The following is an 18994-nucleotide window of genomic DNA, read 5'->3' as shown; positions in this document are numbered from 1 at the left end:
ACCCGTGTAAATGCCGCCACCAAAACCGGCAACATTATTATTGACTTGGCAATTTTCTAAAGTTAAAGTGCTGCTACCTCCTGTTTGAATGCCACCACCGGCGCTAGTTGTCTGATTGTTGGGGTCAGTACCAGAAACTTTGCCGTTGGCAACAATCAGGTTTTTTAGAGTAACATTGGTTGAACCTTCGGTAAGGATCACCCGCGAAGCATTGTTGCCGCTGATGGTTAAATTTGCTGCACCAACTGCATCAATTGTCAAGTTTTTGTTGATAACAAGTTGACCGGAAGTGAGAGTAATTGTTTGGCTGGCAAGAGTGGAGGCAAATTCAATGGTATCGCCGGTCGCTGCGGAGGCGATCGCATCTCTCAATGAACCCGGCCCGCTATCATTAGTGTTAGTAACGGTAATAGTCTTTAAAGTTCCTCGGTAATCAGCCATTGCCTCTGGAGTCAAGGCTAGCGGTGCTTCAATATCACCCTTGGCAAACTCCAAATTCCAGTTACCGCCGCGGCCAGTGCGATCGTTAGATGCCGCAATATCAGCCCCGGTTAACTCGATCAGGCGATCGACAAAATCGCTTCCCGATCTCGCAGCAACATCGCAACCGTAAAGTACAATATCTGCTTGGTCGCTCAGGGCATTTCGCCACTCTTGCAACTGGCTTTCATATTGCGGCAAATTATCCGAATTCAACGTCGCAGAACCTAGCTGCAAGCTGCCAGAATTGCCGTGAGAAAAAATGTGAACTTGGTCTACAGTTCCTCCCGCAGCAGAAATTGTTTGCAGTTTTGCAGTAATTTGCTCGACTCCGTTGCCATTTTTATCTAAAATGATGATCTCTGCGCCTGGAAGCACGCCACCCGCAAGAGTTTGATAGTCATCTAAGTCGGAATCAATGAAGACAATAGATTTAGAACGAGAATTGCGGATCGCAGATTGTGAATCAATACTGGCAAAAGTTGAGTTCATTTCGCATACCCTATGAGAATGTTTGCTATTTGCTGGTAGATTCACCTTGAAAGCAGAAGGCTAGAGATGCAGAATGCAGCCGACAGAAGGCCGAATTAAAACCTCAATTATCAATCTGGGAGATGAAATTTTAGGGAAAATTTTTCTTTTTCTTCCTGCCTTAAATCCGAGACTTGTATCCATAATTACAGCGTATCCCAGGTTGATGAAGCACTAGGGACACGGCAGTGCCGTGTCCCTACGGGAATCGATCGATAGGCGGGTGTACTTCATAAAGCTGCAATCTGCTGTAGGTTTTGCTGTGTAAGGATTGCGAGTTTTCTAGCCATTAACCGCAGAGGATGTAATGTAAATATCCCTGGACGTAGAACCTCTATATCGCAGGTTTGGAATGCGCACCTTACCGATATAAGTAGCGCATCATACCATTTTGGAGCCTTAGTCCTGGTAAATTCAGAAAACATATCTGCGGTTCCGAATCCTGAGAATTGCTCTAGCTAGTACCTCATACATTTGTCTTACTGAAAACCAGGAAAGCCGCATCAAAGCTTGGTCAGTTTAGCTTGTTTGCCCATCGCAAAAAATTCCAAACAATCCGAAATTTAGTTATTGAGAAAGCTTGCTTTATTCGGGTGGTGCTTATAGCGCACCTACCCGAAGTTGCGCTGGTAGTAAGGTGCTTATGGAGCACCCTACCACAGGCAGTTAGATTGTTACCTGAGTGAAATCGCTAGCGGTGAGAATACCGGGCGTAACACCGTTAAGCTTGGCTAACAATTGATTGGTGTCCGTCACGCTAATCAAAGTCTGATTGTTGCTAGAAGTGATGGTGAGTTGATTGAAACTCAAACCAGGATTCAACCCAATTAAATCCTCACCCTTTTGGAAATCGGTAATGATGTCGCTACCCAAACTTTGATTTAGGAAAAATACATCATTTCCCGAACCGCCAGTCAAAGTATCATCCCCAACATCGCCGGAAAGGAAATCGGAACCAGCACCGCCGCTGAAAATATCATTGCCTTTGCCACCGTACATAGTATCGTTACCGATGTCGCCGCAGAGCACATCGTTTTCATTGCCGCCTAACAGCAAGTCGTTGCCCTCACCGCCATCGAGACTGTCGTTTTCTTTGCCGCCGTAAAGCGTGTCATTTCCCAGTTGACCAAAAATTAGGTCTGCACCTTCATTGCCAAACGCAATATCGTTGCCGTTTCCAGCATTAATGGTGTCATTTCCTAAGTTGCCTAAAATGTAGTCGTCGCCATCTTCGCCCAGCAAGATATCGTCATCTTTGCCACCAAAAATGGTGTCGCTGCCAAGGCCGCCGGCAACAGTATCTTTGCCGAGATCTCCCCTTAAAAAATCGCTGCCATCAGCGCCAACAACAGTGTCATTATCTTTGCCGCCGTAGATGGTATCGTTGCCAGCGCCACCAGAGATGAAATCGCTACCTTCATTGCCGAAAAGCGAGTCGTTATCTGCACCGCCGTCAATGTTGTCATTGCCGCCCATGCCGTAAAGAGTGTCGTTACCAGCAAGCCCGTTAATTGACTCGTTGATGCCACCGCCCATGATGAAATCGGAACCTTCACCGCCGTTGAGAGTTTGTTGGACGGGGTTCGCGGTGATGGCAGCAACGTCGAGTTGCGGGGCGTTGAGGTCATCCAGCAGACCAGCATCCGAGGCCGGAGTAGGAGTGGGCGCGGGCGTCGGAGTTGGCGCCGGTGGTGTCGGAGTAGGAGTGGGCGCGGGCGTCGGAGTTGGCGCCGGAGTCGGTGTCGGAGTTGGTGTCGGCGCCGGAGTCGGAGTTGGCGCCGGAGTCGGTGTCGGAGTAGGAGTTGGCGCCGGAGTCGGTGTCGGCGCGGGCGTCGGTGTCGGAGTCTCAGTCGGAATAGGAGTTGGGGCCGGCGTCGGAGTTGGCGTCGGTGGTGTCGGAGTAGGAGTTGGCGCAGGCGTCGGAGTCGGCGTCGGTGGTGTCGGAGTAGGAGTTGGCGCAGGAGTAGGAGTCGGCGCCGGAGTCGGTGTCGGAGTTGGAGTAGGTGCCGGAGTCGGTGTCGGCGCCGGAGTCGGTGTCGGAGTTGGTGTCGGCGCAGGCGTCGGAGTCGGCGCCGGAGTCGGTGTCGGAGTTGGTGTCGGCGCGGGCGTCGGAGTTGGCACCGGGACGACACTACCTCCCAATTCAAAAGATCCGCTGTCAACGATCGCACCTGGAATGCTGTCGCCATCTTGAGGGCGAGTCACGCCGCGCTGATCCGTAGCCGGTGCGCCGGTGGCAATCCCTTTATCAATTGCCGGACTTCCTGTCAGCAGCGGCCTGACTAAAGCGCCGTTGAGGTTTTGCAAAGGACCGAGTAAAGGGTCTGCGATCGTCACACTTGTCGTCACCTTGGTATCGGTGTTAATCACCGGCCACTGAAAATTCCCTCCTTGATCGCTATATTGGGCCGTGGTGTGTTGCTGAATGCCCCAAGGGTTTCCTCCGTTGCCCGCTGTATTGTTGGAAAAAATCGTGTTTTTGAGGGTGACATTATTGGCATCGGCGAAGATACCTCCACCAACCCAGCCGGCGTAATTATCGGCGATCGTCGTGTTAACAATAGTTGTGGGTGCACCAAGAGTCATTGCACCGCCGAGTTTGTCGTAGCCATCAGGCACAGTAGTAGGAACTGAGTTGCCAGAAAACGTACTGTTAGTAATCGTAGTAGGGGCATTTCGCATCCACAGACCGCCACCTTGATTGCCGGCTTTGTTGCCCGCAAAGGTGGTGTTGGCAATGGTCAATCCCTGGTTGGTGCTGTCGCTCAAAATCGTTACCCCACCACCGTTTCCAGCATTTCCACCGTTGGGTAGCGCCATAACTTCGTTATTTTGGAAGGTGGTGTTTTCCAAAATTACATTGTCCTGGCTACCGGTGAACAGATAAGCTGCTCCGCCTTCGCCTCGCCCTTTGTTGTCTTGAAATACGCTTTTGGTAATTTTAATTGTGCCGGAAGGCTCGTCAGTAGAACTGGCTCTGTCTGTGTAAATTGCGCCGCCGAAACCCCTTAAAAAAGAATTGCCGTTGGGATCGTTTGGGGCGAACTGGCCTGCGGTGGTGTCGTTGCCGATGAATCGCGAGTTTTCAACTGTTAACTTGCCGTTGAGGCTATTAATTGCGCCGCCGTTAATTCCTAAGTTGTTGGTGAAGTCGCTGTTAACAACGGTGAGGTTTTTATTACTTGCAAAAGCAATACCGCCAGCGCCACGTTCATCGTTGGTTGCAGTGGCTTTATTTCCGGTGAATTTACTGTTGGTAACGGTCAGGGTGTTGTTCCAGCCGCTGAAGATTGCACCGCCACCTTTATCAGCAACGTTGTTGGTAAACTGAACGTTTTCTACGGTCATCGTTACTTCGTCAGTTGTACCGATCGCACCCCCGTTATCAGCCGTTTTGCCGTTAGTAATAATGAGGTTTTTGACTGCAAAATTGGTAGCAGTCGCAACGTTGGCATTGACAAAAAAGGCGCGGGATGCGTTGTTGCCACTGATAGTTAAACCCGCTGCCGCGGTGCCGTCAATGGTGATGTTTTTGCCAACGGGAATATCGAGTTGACCGCTGGTGAGGGTAATAGTTTGGCCGGCTAAACCTGGAGCGAAGGTAATTGTATCCCCTGCAACAGCGGTGGCGATCGCAGCCCTTAATGAACCGGGCCCGCTATCGCTATTGTTGGCTACTACGATCGTAGCTAAATCACCTTGGTAACTTGCCATAGCCTCGGCTTGCAAGGCTATGGGAGATTCAATTTTGCCAGAAGCAAATTCTAAATTCCAGTCGCCGTCGCTGCCGGTTATGTTGGTGGAAGCGGCAACGTCAGCCCCGGTTAATTGACTGAAGCGAGCGACGAAATTAGCACCCGAACCTGCGGCTACATCGCACCCGTACAGCATGATGTCTGCTTCTGGGCCTAGTGAACTTTGCCACGAGTCCAACTGGCTTTTGTATTGCTCTATGTTATCTGAACCCAGAGCGGTATTGCCAAGTTGTAGGCTGCCAGAACTGCCGTGAGAAATAATGTGAACCGAGTCAATAGCCCCGTTAGTAGAGGCGTATTTTTCAATTTCAGAGCTGATTTGTTCGATGCCGTTTTTGGTGCTATCGAGTATTACTACCTGTTGTCCAGGCAGCACTCCCGCTGCAATTGACTCGTAATCTTCCACGCCGGAGTCAATGAAGACTAAGGAGCGCGGTGGCAGTTTTTCAAAAGAAGATTGTGAGTTAACTTGAGCGAACGTAGAACTCATATTGGAGACTCCATTAAGGGCATTATTAGTAGATACACCCCGGAGAAATCTCATCAGGCTTATTTAATTATATCTTAACACCAAATTTGGATAAACTGCAATATTAAAATTTAATTTATTAAATTTATTATTATCCTAATTTACCTGTTGGCGCTGGTACTGACTGGGATTTTTTGTCGCTAACGCTGGAGAAGAGATACTCAAACTTATCGGGAAAATTTAAATAAATCCACCTTCTACCATTCCGACCTTTTCAGCCTGATTTGGCTAACGGTAGCCATTCTTTCAGGCATTACGAAATTGTGTAGGTAATTTCTCCTTCAATAATCCCTTTAAATTATATTTAGTAGTTTTCATTTGAGTGTGAAATTTTAGATATAGGCACAGGGTAGTAAGGTACTCATACCTGTATTTCCTGCAAAGAAAAACTTAATTATGTACATTTTGAAGAACTATATATACTTGGAAGCTGCTAGATTTTTGATACACCAAAATACTTATTAGAAGTGGGTTTGGTCGAATTTTTTACTAACAGTCTAAACTGTCTGATATTAAGTGCCAGTTAATCGCTGGGAATCAAGTTGTTTGTGCGCCGGCGCGGACTGTTTGATGACTGCCATCCTCACTACAAATGTGATTAGAATTATTCAGCGGGAGTTCATATGATTGATTGCAGGTTGAGTCAGATAAAATCGTTGATTTCGATCGCGCCTGTGTCCCCTAATTACAATTGCATTCAGACCAGTCCCCCTCAATTGCATCACTCTACTTATTACCAAATAGTCGATCGCGCCCCATACAGTTGCCGAGTGTGTCGCTATCTCGATCGGCATAACACGAACCAAGTCCCCTGTTTTTACTCAGAGAACTATGCGATTTTGGCAATTGACTTTTGTATCGTTCGAGGTAATCTGAACTGAGGATAACAAAGCCTAATTGCAGTTGGTTCGACCTGCCCTCAGAAGTTGTACGAACTTTGTCAATCTCTCTAAGGATAGAGGCATATTTTTGAAGTGCCGAGGTAATTTTCTCGATGCAGTCAGATGCCCCAGCCCAAATTATGGAAACAAAATATCCACCGTCATGGATGCTGGAGCCATTGAATACAAAGCTTTTGGATGGGGGATTTGCGTATTCCGAGGCGCGAGTCGTTTCCCTTAAAGAAGTCAACATATTCCGTCCTCCAAAAGTGTGTTTAGCGGTAGATACAGCCTTGGATTCAGAGCTTCTGAAACTGCCAGCGACCTTGTTTATTTCGCCCATTCTTATTTTACCTATCTATCAGTTTGCCCTATTTCTGCGGCACTGCCATCCGCGATCGCACGGAATTTATATTCTGCGTGTTTTCCCTTACTTCCGGCAAGCCAGCAATTACATATCGATCCTATATCCTATCGGTGATACCACTTTCAAAAAAGAATCCAACTGTAGGCACGTGCTTCAAACCTCAATAGTCTTCAGTCATTTCCATTCTTTCATCTAAAATCTAAAAGGGTATGGCAGTTAGTCGATCGACCGCGAAACTGCACCGCTCAAGATTCTGTGGAAGATGGCGGTTTTTTCCCTGCATTGCGAATATTAATAATCTTGTTCAGCGCCTCAAACCAAAAAGCAGCCCCCATAGAAATAGCTAGGCCGCTCAATATCCAACCAAACAATTTTGCCATCAAAGCCGGCCACAATAAATTCCCCTTGGCATCTCGTTCTAAGCTGTTCTGTTCGCTCCATCCAAAAGGCAGAGCTACCTGATCCAAAGCTCGATCGACATCCTGTTGAACTTTTGTCAGACTGGTTAAATTATTTGATTTAGTCTTAGCATTGTTTGCCACCAACTGCTCAGCGTACAAATTAACAGTCGATCGCAACATCGAATCCTTCGACAACCGATTAATAATATGAATGCTATCAGCATTAGCAGCGACAGCGATCGCAGTTCCGAGCAAAATCGCCACCCCTCTGGCATTGCGCTTGTAAACGCCAGAAGCGCGCTCCATCGATTGGTCAAACCAAATTTCAATTTCTTTCTGAAACCGCTGCAACTGCTCTTGAGTATCTCCGCCGCCTTTTTCAGCCCGCTGCGCTAAAATATAAAGGCTGCGTTTCAAAGATTCTGGCATACGGTCCAAGGTTTCTTGAATTTGTTGATAAATCGGACTCTCCTCTTTTATCTCCATAATTTCTGCTACCGTAGCTTGACTTTTTTTAACCGTATTTAACAGATTGCTGAAACTCGGTTGCAGTTGCCCTAGCAGTGCCACCCGCTCAATTTGGCTGTCAAAACGAGCCTTCACAAATGCCATCTGCCTCTGAAATTCTCTCCCCCCCAGCTCAGTTTCTGGTAGATAAACCTGAGAATCCTTAATATAAAATCCTAGCTTTTCCGACATTCGATCTAAGCTGTTGTTCAAACTTCCTAAATTGTTTTGATAATCTTCAACAACTCGATTAAACTCCGCCGTCAGCCACCCAAATTCTTGATCGATAATCGGTTTAGTTGAATCGGGCAAATTCAAATTTTCTCCAATCATTTGAATTTGTGCCAACTGTAAGTTTTTAAATTTTTCCAATCGGGTTTTAGAGATAGAGCCGATCAAACTTGAAACCTTTAAAGTATCCAAAAGGCTAGCAGAAAAACACTCTGCTGGAATATAAGAAGGCCCACTGGATTTATTGCCGAAAACATTTTTAGTACCCGTAACTGCGTGGTACAAATCCCCCATGCGGTGCGTAACAGAGCGGAAGCCCTCTGATAAAAGCCCCTTCGCTCCCTGATTCAAATCTTTGATAATCGGATTGGCGTAAATCGAATGGGCTAAATGTCCGACTCGCTTAAATTGCAGGGGATCTTTTGCACCTTCGTTGCCGCCAGAAATCAGCACTTCGATCGATTTCTTTAAATGTTCCGCCCGCCACTGCAAAACAGTAGCAATCAGTTCCTGAATTTCCGAAGCTAGCAAGCTTAAAGTCAGGTAGATAAAGACTAAGCCAATGATAATATCTATAATTACAGGCAAGTTCATGGTATTTTCCTAGTCGCAAATAACTGCTGTCTAAGTTTACCTTCAGTTTGGGACGCTCAAAACTCTCTTAACTTATGTCAGAAATCTTTCCATTCCTAGGCCGCAAACCGAAAAATCGCTGGAATGACAGCTTTACAGACAAAGTGTGGATGCTGGCTTTTCTGTTGGCTGCCGTGCTGATTTTCGGGCTGAATCTGGGCGGAGTGGCGTTGCGGGATTGGGATGAAGGCATTGCAGCGCAGGTAAGCCGCGAAATTTGGCGGGGCAACTTAAATTGGCTGTATCCGACGATCGACTCTATGCCTTATTTCAACAAACCGCCGCTGGTACACTGGCTGATCGGGCTGTGTTTTGCAGCAGGCGGTGTCAGCGAATTCACGGCGAGGTTGGTACCGGCGATGCTGACGGCGGCTTCTGTGCCCTTGCTTTACGCCATTGGCAGGGAGTTGTTTCCCAGACGGTCGATCGCCATTTTTTCTGCCCTCGTTTATCTGACGCTGTTACCGGTGGTGCGGCACGGACGTTTGGCGATGTTGGATGGGGCGGTTTTGTGTTTTTTGCTGGGGGCGATGTGGTGTTTGCTACGATCGCGCCGCGACTTGCGCTACGCTTTGGGAGCGGGGATTGGGTTCGGACTCATTTGCATGACTAAGGGCGTCATGTTGGGGCTGCTGTTGGCTGCTGTTGGCTGTATTTTTTTGGTTTGGGATACCCCGCGACTCCTCACTTCTGGGTATCTTTGGGGCGGATTGGCGATCGGAACTTTCCCAGTAGCTGCTTGGTATTTTGCCCAATGGCTGCACTACGGCCAATATTTCATCAACACTAATTTAGTTAACGAATCTTTCCGGCGCATTTCGGAACCTGTGAGCAGTCACAAAGGCCCGCCCTGGTATTATCTTTTAGAAATTTTAAAATTAGCTTGGCCGTGGCAGTTATTTTGGCTGCAAGGGCTGTTTTGGAGTTGGGAAAATCGCAATTTTCCAGGGCCAAAATTAGTATTGGTTTGGACTGGAGTATATCTGCTGGCTATTTCTGTTATGAATACTAAATTGCCTTGGTATGTTTTGCCAGTTTATCCAGCTTTTGCTCTAGCCGTTGGCAGCTATCTCGCTGAAGTTTGGGAGCAACTGTCGGTGCCGCCAGAGCCGGTCAAAGAGGAAGCAGAAGAACATTTTGATGCTATTTCTTTTTTGCCTCATCCCGCGATTTTCGCAATACTGGCTGTACTTGGTGTTGTCGGCTGCATTTACTTCAGTGGCTTAGTGCAAATTGGGAAATACATTGTGCCGAGCGAGCGAGATTTGCAGTTAATGCTGATATTTGTAGCTTTGACAATGACAATGGCGGCCGTGTTGCTGCACCGCAAAGATCGGCAGTTTATATTAGTTTTAATTTGGGGAACTTACCTGACGCTGTTGGTATTGGTCGCTTCAGATAACTGGGTTTGGGAACTGGCGGAGGATTATCCGGTTAAGCCGATCGCCGAAATTGTCCGCACAGGAACTCCGGCCGGTCAACAAGTGTTTACTTCTCACCGCTTGGGCCGTCCATCGCTGAATTTTTACAGCCAACGCCAAGTTATTGTCGCCGACGCGCCGGCGCTCAAACAGAAATGGCAATCTCTTCCTCAACCTTATTTTCTGTTAGAAAAACCAGTTTTAAAACATTTAGGTTTGCAGAATGCTGAGATTGTCAAAACAGCGGACGATTGGGTTTTGGTAACTAAAAAGTAAGTTAATAGTTAACACTCACCTCCTTGGGGCGGCTGAGAGCACTTTCGATTGTCTGCTGTTGGTTCAGATTGCCAGCCTTACCCGGAGTGGCATCGAATTTACGATCGATCAATCGGACACAATCTAACCGCTAACAATCAACAGACTGCCTTTCTATTTTCAACGCCGTTTCGACTCTTTGATACTCGGCCTCAACCTGTTCTAAAAGCGCGCAGGCCGGATCGGGTAAAGGCTGGTTCACGTTTGTCCCGATGCGGCCCATGATTTCGAGTTCCTCGCACAGTTCAAACAAGCGAAAAGCACCGAGAGTACCGCTGATCGACTTTAAAGAGTGAGCCGATCGCCGCAAAGCCAGCGGATCGGCGTTGCCCAGGGCCATAGAGATGCCTCGCAGCAGTTCGGGAGCTGTTTCGAGGTAAATCTCGATCGCCTCGTCCAAAGCTTCCACTTCTCGCAGTCCATCTATAATCTTGGCACTCAGAGAATTCTGGCTTTCTGACAAAGCCCGATCGAGATTTGATGCACCACCATTGACGACTGCCGGCGAATTGGGAATTGTCAGTTGTGGATTTCCCGCAAAAGCCACATTCGATCGCACTTGTAATTCACTCGTTCCTTCGATCTGTTCCGCCGGAGCATCCAAACAAACGATCGGCTGCAGGCGATCGAATGCGGAGTTTGATTGAGATTTACACGCAATCAAAGCTCGCACCAACTGCTCGATTGCGATCGGCTTGCTCAAATAGTCGTCCATCCCCGCAGCCATACACTCTTCGCGATCGCCCTGCATCGCATTTGCCGTCATCGCCACAATCCAAGGCCTCGTCGATTTTCGATTTTCGATTTTCGATTTTCGATTGTTAGATTCCTCGTCTGTCGATTTTCGATTTTCGATTTTCGATTTTCGATTGTTAGATTCCTCGTCTGTCGATTTTCGATTTTCGATTCTGGATTTTCGATTATTAGATTGCTCATCAGTTGCGGAAACTTCTGATTCTCCCGTGTCATTTTCTAAAGTTAAATCTGCTGAAAATTGCTCGCGGATGCGGCGGGTAGTTTCCAGTCCGTCCATTTCCGGCATTTGCACGTCCATCAACACCACATCGTAAGGCTGGCGGCACAAAGCTTCGAGCACTTCGATACCGTTTCCCGCCACATCCGCGCGATACCCCATCCGCTGCAAAATTTGCAAAGCCACCTTCTGATTCACCAAATGATCGTCAGCCAACAGAATCCGCAGGGGTAAGTTCTCGGCCAGCACGGGTATGCTTTGCAAGAAAGGCCCGCTGCTGCGCTGCCCTCTAAATTCAGGTGTCTGTTCTCCAAAAATATTGATTAAAACATTGTAAAGCTGAGATTGTTTGATCGGTTTATTCAAAAAAGCAGCAAAATCTACCTCAATAGCAGGGGTGTTAATTTCTTGCCTGCCGATCGAAGTTAGCATGACTAACGGCAACTTTTCGCAATCAGGATACCGGCGAATTTGCGCTGCTAAAGTCAACCCGTCCATTTCCGGCAATTGCATATCCAAAACTGCCAAGTCAAACTCCTCTTTAGCAGCCAGCCAATCTAAAGCCAAACGAGCAGAAGATGAAGCCCTAGCCACCATTCCCCAAGACTGAGCTTGGAGAGTCAAAATTCTGCGGTTGGTAGCATTGTCATCGACAATTAACACTCGCTTGCCAGCTAATTCAGGTTGAGAATTGCTCAAGTTAACTGGCAAGGAACTGTTGCAGCCAGAAACGAGCGTGCTGAAATAAAAAGTAGAGCCAACGGATGTGGTATTTTGGCCGATCGGCTTATTGCTAAGTACCGATTTGCTATAGCAATATTTTTCGGCAATTTCGCAAGATTCTCCCCATCCCAAATCAAAAACTGCCGATCTAAAATCTGCGGGAGGATTGCCTGCCAGACTACCCATACTTTCCACCCACATCCTGCCGCCCATCATTTCAGCCAAACGCTTGCTAATTGCCAAACCCAATCCGGTACCGCCGTACTGGCGACTGGTTGAAGAATCAACCTGGCTGAAAGATTTAAATAGCCGATCCATGCGATCGCTCGGAATGCCGATACCTGTATCTTTGACCGCAAATTGTATTTCGTATGCTTGGTTAATTGTTAGCGGTTCGCCATTAATTGCTGGCGGTTCTTTAACGTGGGGTGCCGGCACTGAAATCTTTTTTGCAGTCACCGAAACCACCACTTCTCCAGCTTGGGTAAATTTAACAGCATTGCTGAGCAAGTTGATTAAAATTTGCCTCAAGCGGGTGCTGTCGCCGATCGCCGTTGCTGGTACTGCACGATCGATCAAGTAACCCACTTCCAGTTTTTTTTGTGCCGCCTTGGCAGCTACCAAGTCTAGAGATTCCTCAATGCAAGTGCGGATGTCAAACGGATGTTCCTCCAAGTCCAATTTGCCCGACTCAATTTTCGAGAAATCTAGAATATCGTTGATTAGTGTCAGCAAGGCATCGCCGCTGCTGCGGATAGTTTCTACAAAATCGCGCTGTTCGCGAGTTAAGCGGGTATCCAACAGCAAACCGGTCATGCCGATGACTCCATTCATCGGAGTGCGAATTTCGTGGCTCATGGTGGCTAAAAATTCGCTTTTGGCTCTAGTAGCCGCCAGTGCTTGATCGCGAGCTTTTGCCAAATCTACGTCTGTTTGCTGGCGTTCGAGTTCGCTTCCCACCCACTGAGCCATCAGTTTCATCAACTCTCTGTCTACAACTCGGAACGGTTCTGTCACAGGAGTTGGAGAAAAGAAGCACAGAGTGCCGTAAACTTCACCTGCCACCGTGACGGGAATGCCCATGTAAGCTTCAATTTTGAAGGCTGGAGCCTCCGTGTTGAAGGACAAACCCGAAAATCTCACCGACTCAAAGTAAATCGGTTCTTTTGCCATTGCCGTAGCCACGCAGAAAGTTTTTTCCAAATCATAGATTTGTTCTTTGACGATCGACCCGTCCGGACACTCAACAGCCATTATTTGATAGTTGTCGCCTTGAATGGAGGACAAAATTCCCACGGACAGACCTAACTGCCGGCATCCCATTGCCAGCAGTTCTTGGAGGCGCAAATCAAAGGTAGAGAGGTGGTTGAGGGGGTCTGTACGGGGAGCCGAAGTCACTTGGTACAAAGCTTTAATGGCAGCTTCGCTTTCTCGGAGTTCTTGTTCTGTTTGCTTGCGCACGGTGATGTCGCGGGAAATGCCGATAATTTCTTGGACTTCGCCGGTTTGGGGATCGCTGATCGTGCGGCCGGTGGTTTCAAACCAAATGTATTTGCCGTCTTGGCGGCGGATGCGGTAGCTGACGGTGTAAGTAACAGGGAGCGCCAGCACTTTCCAGTGAGCTTTGGCGATGATTTCTAAATCGTCGGGGTGGAAATAATCGTTGGGGACACGGCCGATGAGTTCGGAAGGTTCGTATCCAAGCAAAGCGCGGCTGGCGGGCGAGACGTAAACAAACACGCCTTTGGGGTCGTGTCTGGTGATCATATCGGTTGAGTTCTCTGCCATCAACCGATAGCGGCCTTCGATTTCTAAGCGTTCGACTTGAGAATTGGTCAATGCTTCTAGCATTCGGTTGATGGTGTCGGCTAAGCTTGCGAGTTCATCTGCTCCGGCCATTTCAACGCGCAAGTCTGGGTCGCCGTTGGCTGCGATGTTGCTGACGCTGGTGCTCAAAGAAGCCAATCTCGCCAACACTAATTTTTCTAGCAACAGCAGGGCGATCGCGCTAAATATTAAACCTACTGCCAGTATTGATAAGGTAAACAGCTCCAAGGTAGCCTGACCTTGGCGGTAGATGATGCGCTCTGCCTCTACTCGCAGCAGCAGCGCTAGGTTGCCGTGGATATCGCGAATCAGGGCGTATCCTGCAACTAAGCTGTCGCTGAGCGGCTCGACTAAAATTTCTACCGATTTGAGGTGGGAAATTTTTAGTTTGAGATTTTCCAACTCTTGCCTAGATCGAGCCATCGCCTTGGCGCCGTGTCCGGAGTAGTTCGTGGCTCCCACTTTAAAATCTAAACTCGGCAATCTAAAATCCACTGACAAGTGAGTCAGTTCTGAAAGTAAACCGATTTCGCTGCTGTCGAGGTAGCGTCCCAGGATCAGCGTCCCGCGCGGTGGCCCTTGGGCGTTGCTGTTGAAGATCTGCTTTGAAGAAATCAGCAGCGTGGCTTCTGGGAGGGTGAGGACGCCTGTTTTGGCGGGGCCGCCAGAACCTGTCGAGGAGTCTAGCACCGCGTCCGTCAAGTGCTGTTTTAAGCTTTCGGGAATCGGGATTTGGGTTTTGGATTTCAGGTCGAAACCTTTGCTGAAGATCGTCTGACCATTGGAGTCCAGCAGCACCAATAAGTTTAGTCTCAAGTAAACAAATGTCGAATCGACGAAATTTGACTTGACAAAATCCTCGTTACGTGTTTCGACGAAAGAGTAAGTATCGTCCCAATCGGCGTAATCTTGGGCGCTGGTGTTTAAATTCGACAAGTCGTCATCTAATGCGTCCAAAGCCCGTGCGACATCCTGGCGGACGTACTGTGCCTCCAGGTTGTGAAAATCGTGCAGCAAAATGCTTGATGCAGTGGCATAGAGAACCAGAATCAGGCTGATCAGCGCTGCACCGATGATTAATAGTGTCTTTTTTCGGAGTTGCATGGCGTCGCCCTCCTCACGGTGCTACTAGGCAACTAGCCAGGAGAGGTTTGAGACTTAGGTTGTTTAGCATTGGCGATCGCAGGGCCTGCGTGTTTTGACTGTTGTGGGCTGACTTGGCAAAGCCCTTGGTATTTCCAAGGTATCCGGTATGTTGCCCCCCACAGTCAGTGTAGTATTTTCACAGCTTTAGTTCCCTATTATGCACAACCTATGAGCTAGCAGTTATGATCTGATGACCTACAAGTTATGACCTGACGATCGGCATTTTCAAAAGAAACGAGCGATCGAACTCAAAACAGTTCGCGTTTGATACGACGCAGCGAGGGCGGCGGGCGGTTGGGAGAACAGGCGTGCTGGGTTGAGAACCCTAACTATTACTATACCTAAAAAATATTGAGGAGAGAGCGGACTGACGCGTCTAGTTTGGCCCGCAAAAAGGTTCTGATTCCAGGAGCTTTTTTGATTTTTGTCGTTCTCTAGCAATCCTTGCAGGAGTTGTGGAATGGGTCGAAAAGCCAATTTAGCGTCGAAGCCTAAACCAAGTTCATAACTGACCAAAAAATTGCTCTAGCAGAGGTAATTAATATCCGCAGACTTTCCGTTTACATCCGCAAAAAAATTAAAAATCCGAAAATCCAAAAATTATGCTTTTCATTTTTCAATTTTAAATAAATCAAAACTGCTAATTAAGATGTATCAATTCACAGTTTGCACCATCCTTAAAAAACAGGTAGAAGCAGGTTTATCAATAACATTAGACACTACCAAGAACTTAAATAAGCCCGTTCCCACTCCCCGATAAAATCCTTTACTAGCATTAGTGCCTGATATCAGTAGAAACTCACATCAGGCACTATCTGCAATCCGATCGCAACTTGAGTCTTTTTTATCGGATGACGGCTAAAGCACCGGCGCCTGCGGAGGCGGCTGCGGAGGTAAGAGCAGTGAAAAACAGCCACCAAGAGGCAACTTCTGCTGCTTTCCGGGTTTCTTCGGCTTGTTTTTCGGCTTGTAATTTGATGCTTTCGAGGCGAAGCTGGGTTTCTTGCTGCAAGCGTTCTGCTCTTTGCAAGACGCTGTTGCGGCTTCTTTCAATTTGATCGATCAAGCGGTTGGCATCTGCTTCGGAAATGTCCTCCCGAGAACTAATTAGTGCTACTAAAGTATCGCGGTTGAAGTGACCCAGCCGATCGCGCAAAGCGTCAAATCCGGCTTGCGGGTCGTCAAATAACTTCCGCACGTCCCGCGTAATGCCTTCGTAGTTGAGTTCAGGGCGATCGAGCGAATTGAGGTAATCCCGAACTTTTCCGAGAATCCCGTCAATTACCGACTGAATACCCTCCTGTATTTTCTGAATTTGCAGTGCAAACTCATCCCGCACCGACAAAATTCCATCGACAATGCGAGTGGCTTCTGCTTCCGAAATATCCGGCCGCTGAGACAGGAGAGAAACAACTGTAGCTCGATCGAGGTGTGACAAGCGCTCGCCCAAACTGTAAGCGCCGACTTTCGGGTCGTGCAGCAGCAGTTGCAAGTCGCGCTTGATGGCTTCGGGATTTAATTCATCCTTGCCCGTATTGCGCAAATAATCTTCTAAAACACTCTGGAAATCGTGCACTTGGCTTTGCATCCGCTTTGCCAAACGGCGCGGCGCTTTCACAATCGAGCCGAGAGTTTCCTGCACTTGGTCGATAACTTGATTGACTTGTTCCTCGCTCAAATCTTGTCTCTGAGAAAGCAGTTTTACCAAAGTATCGCGATCGACTTGAGACAGGCGACCGCGCAGCGCTAAAGCTCCTTCTTTGGGATTTTCCAGCAGTTTTGTCAAATCCCGCTTAATCCCTTCAGGATTGAGTTCTGATTTGCCAGTATTGCGCAGGTAATCTGCAAGGGCGGTGGTGGTATTGTCGTACTGATCCTTAGCTTTTTCTGCCAATTTTTGCGGCGCGTGCAGCGCGCTGTGCCAAGTTTCTTCGGCGCTGTCGAGAAGCTGATTTACTTGGTCTTCGCTGAGGTCTTTCCGCTGAGATAGCAATTTTACCAAACTTTCGCGATCGAACCTAGAAGCTCTAGCTCTGAGCGCCCACATTCCGGCTTCCGGGTTGTCCAGCAGCGTTTTGAAATCGCGCTTGATGCCTTCGGGATTGAGTTCTTCTTTGCCCGTAGACTTCAAGTATTCTTGCACTCTTTGCCACTGGTTGTCTAGTCGAACTTGCGCTGCTTCTTGGACACCTTTAGCATCTGCTAAAACTACATCTCGCGTCCTTTCCAACTCTTGAACAATCTGTTCTACTTCCTGAAATCCGAAGTTTTCGCGACCTCTGAGAATTTGCACGAAACTGTCGCGGGTGTAAGGAGAAAGCCGATCGCGCAACTGTTCGTAAGTAGCGTCGGAATCCTCTAATATTTTTTTGAAAGCGCTGCCGATACCTGCCGCGGTGAGTTCCTCTTTCGGCGTCAGCTTCAAATAAGTTTCCAGCCGCCACTGCAAATCGCGAGCTTTTTCTTGCTCCTCGGCAAAGATCGCGGTTTGTAAAACTCGCTGTCTAATTGCTTCTAATTCCTGGGAAATTTCTTTTATTTTGTCTTGGGTAAAAACCCCTCGGCTCGCCAGAATTTCTGCAAAATTCGCCTGTTTTAGTTTTTCTAATTCGCGGCGCACAGTTCCTGGATCGGCCGTAGGATCGTAGAGCACGTCACGAAATTCGCGCTCGATCGCTTGGGGGTTCATCTGCCACGAATAAGTATTGAGCAAGTAGTTTTCTACGTCGGCGCGAATAGGGCTGTAAGTTTCGGGTTCGCCTTTGACTTGAGCGGTAATTTTATCAGTTTGCTGAGTAACTTTGTCTTTAGCTGCTTTGAGCTGACCGACTACTTTTTCAACATCTAAGTCTGAAATATCCGTGCGACCCAATACTATTCCCATTAAAGCATTGACTGCCATTGTCGTTGCTTGGGACATCATGGTCGGGCTTTGTCCGGAATTTTGGCCGCCCAGATTGCCGAGGACTTTTTCTACCCTACTTGCCAATGTATCTGAGACCAAATCTCCCGATTTTGCAGATTTGAGATAGTCTACTAATTGGGCGATACCGTCTGATGGCTGCCCTTGTTTTCCTACTTGTTTCCAAGCATCTTGGAGTTGGTCTACAATGCGGTTTACGTCGCGTTTTGATAAGTCCGATCGCGAACTTACTAAATCTACGAGAGTTTGCCGATCGAGATTAGGCAAATTTTCGCCAGCAATTGCTTTGAGTTGGGGATCGTTGAGCAATTTTTCAAATTCGCTGCGCATCCCTTTGATGTCTAATTCCGGCGGTTTGAGGCTTTGGATGTAGTCTTCGACGTTTTCGCGCAAGCTTGTGGGGTCGATCGCGCTACCCAGTTCGTGGCCCACTGCTGCTGCTGCTGCTTTGGCTGTGGCGACGACTTGGTTGCTAGCTGCTTTTGCGCCGATGGCCGAGGCTGCGGTGCCGACAATGGCTTGAAAGCCTGATGTCGCGGTGTTGACGACGGAACCGATCAGGGAACCGACGGTAGTGGAGCTCACCCAAACGAGCATTGAGAAATAGGCGGCCCAGACGACTAAACCGACGATCGCACCTAAACCGGGACTGCTAATCAAGCTCAGCTTAACTGCCAGCAAGCAAGCGAAAAATAAAGCGACGGTGACGGTGATTAGCGTCCAAGTGCCTACTTTTCTGCCGATGTGGCGGACTGGGGAGCTGCCGCTATCCGAGCGGTTGCCGTCGTCATGGGATTGTCCCATGTAGGAAAGGCCTGCAGCTACTGATAAATTTGTTAGCAAGAGTTGGAAAGCGCACGCGAGCACGACTCCAGCTATCAAGGCGATAAAAAATTGCGGCCCGGAATAGAGGAGTGCTGCGTCTTCTGCTGTGTTTGTAGTAGTCTGCTCTACTGGCACTTGGGCCAGCCAGAATCCGATGTTATACAGTTGTGGATTTATTGGCAAATTTTGATACATAGTATATTCCTCGTTAAGGGGTGGGTGCGCGCGATCGTTGGCGCGAGTTAACTAATGTATAGTTTTAGACTCATGCCCCCAATGGCAAGCATCGCCTTATTGACGAGCTAAAGCATCCCCCTACAGTTGGAAGTGTAGAAATATGTCTGCGGCCGGCTGTCTATTTAGGGATATTTGTGCTATGTAAGTTGGCAGTTGTTAAATTGTTAGTTCTAAGTTATCAGTAAAGCGCGCTGCGGCGCATCCGAGATAGATGGTAGTAATGGTAAGTCGGATTAAAATAATTGCAGAGGAAAATCTTTGGTAGAGCGATATTAAGAGTCGCCACAGA

The 18994-nt window shown here is 48.1% G+C and carries 7 protein-coding genes; 1 reads left to right on the top strand and 6 read right to left on the bottom strand.

Features of this window, described 5'->3' with window-relative positions; genetic code table 11:
• The 4 genes from QUA20_RS25900 to QUA20_RS25885 all read right to left on the bottom strand — a co-directional run.
• The coding region (locus tag QUA20_RS25900; RefSeq protein ID WP_333192421.1) for a DUF4347 domain-containing protein at positions 1–972 on the bottom strand (972 nt) is incomplete at its 3' end.
• Between the two features lie 705 nt (positions 973–1677).
• On the bottom strand, positions 1678–5256 hold the full coding sequence (locus QUA20_RS25895; RefSeq protein WP_333192419.1) for a DUF4347 domain-containing protein: 3579 nt from the start codon (positions 5254–5256) through the stop codon (positions 1678–1680).
• Positions 5257–6021: 765 nt separating this feature from the next.
• A complete protein-coding gene (locus tag QUA20_RS25890; RefSeq protein ID WP_333192416.1) occupies positions 6022–6429 on the bottom strand; it encodes a DUF4347 domain-containing protein in 408 nt (135 codons plus the stop codon).
• 359 nt (positions 6430–6788) lie between these two features.
• Positions 6789–8276, bottom strand: a complete 1488-nt coding sequence (locus tag QUA20_RS25885; RefSeq protein WP_333192413.1) for a hypothetical protein — start codon at positions 8274–8276, stop codon at positions 6789–6791.
• A gap of 74 nt (positions 8277–8350) precedes the next feature.
• Between QUA20_RS25885 and QUA20_RS25880 the strand changes: the two genes are divergently transcribed.
• Positions 8351–10012, top strand: coding sequence for a glycosyltransferase family 39 protein (locus QUA20_RS25880; protein WP_333192409.1), 1662 nt, complete (start codon positions 8351–8353; stop codon positions 10010–10012).
• Between the two features lie 130 nt (positions 10013–10142).
• On the opposite strand, the gene QUA20_RS25875 is transcribed toward QUA20_RS25880, so the two are convergent.
• The gene (locus QUA20_RS25875) at positions 10143–14678 is read right to left on the bottom strand and encodes a response regulator (protein ID WP_333192407.1); all 4536 of its coding nucleotides are present in this window, start codon (positions 14676–14678) and stop codon (positions 10143–10145) included.
• 886 nt (positions 14679–15564) lie between these two features.
• Positions 15565–18663, bottom strand: a complete 3099-nt coding sequence (locus QUA20_RS25870; protein ID WP_333192404.1) for an MFS transporter — start codon at positions 18661–18663, stop codon at positions 15565–15567.
• Between the last annotated feature and the right edge of the window lie 331 nt (positions 18664–18994).

The organism is Microcoleus sp. Pol7_A1 (genome assembly GCF_036701085.1).
GTDB lineage: Bacteria > Cyanobacteriota > Cyanobacteriia > Cyanobacteriales > Microcoleaceae > Microcoleus > Microcoleus asticus.
The sequence above is the reverse complement of the archived record's forward strand: the minus strand, read 5'-3'. Positions and strand labels throughout refer to the sequence as shown.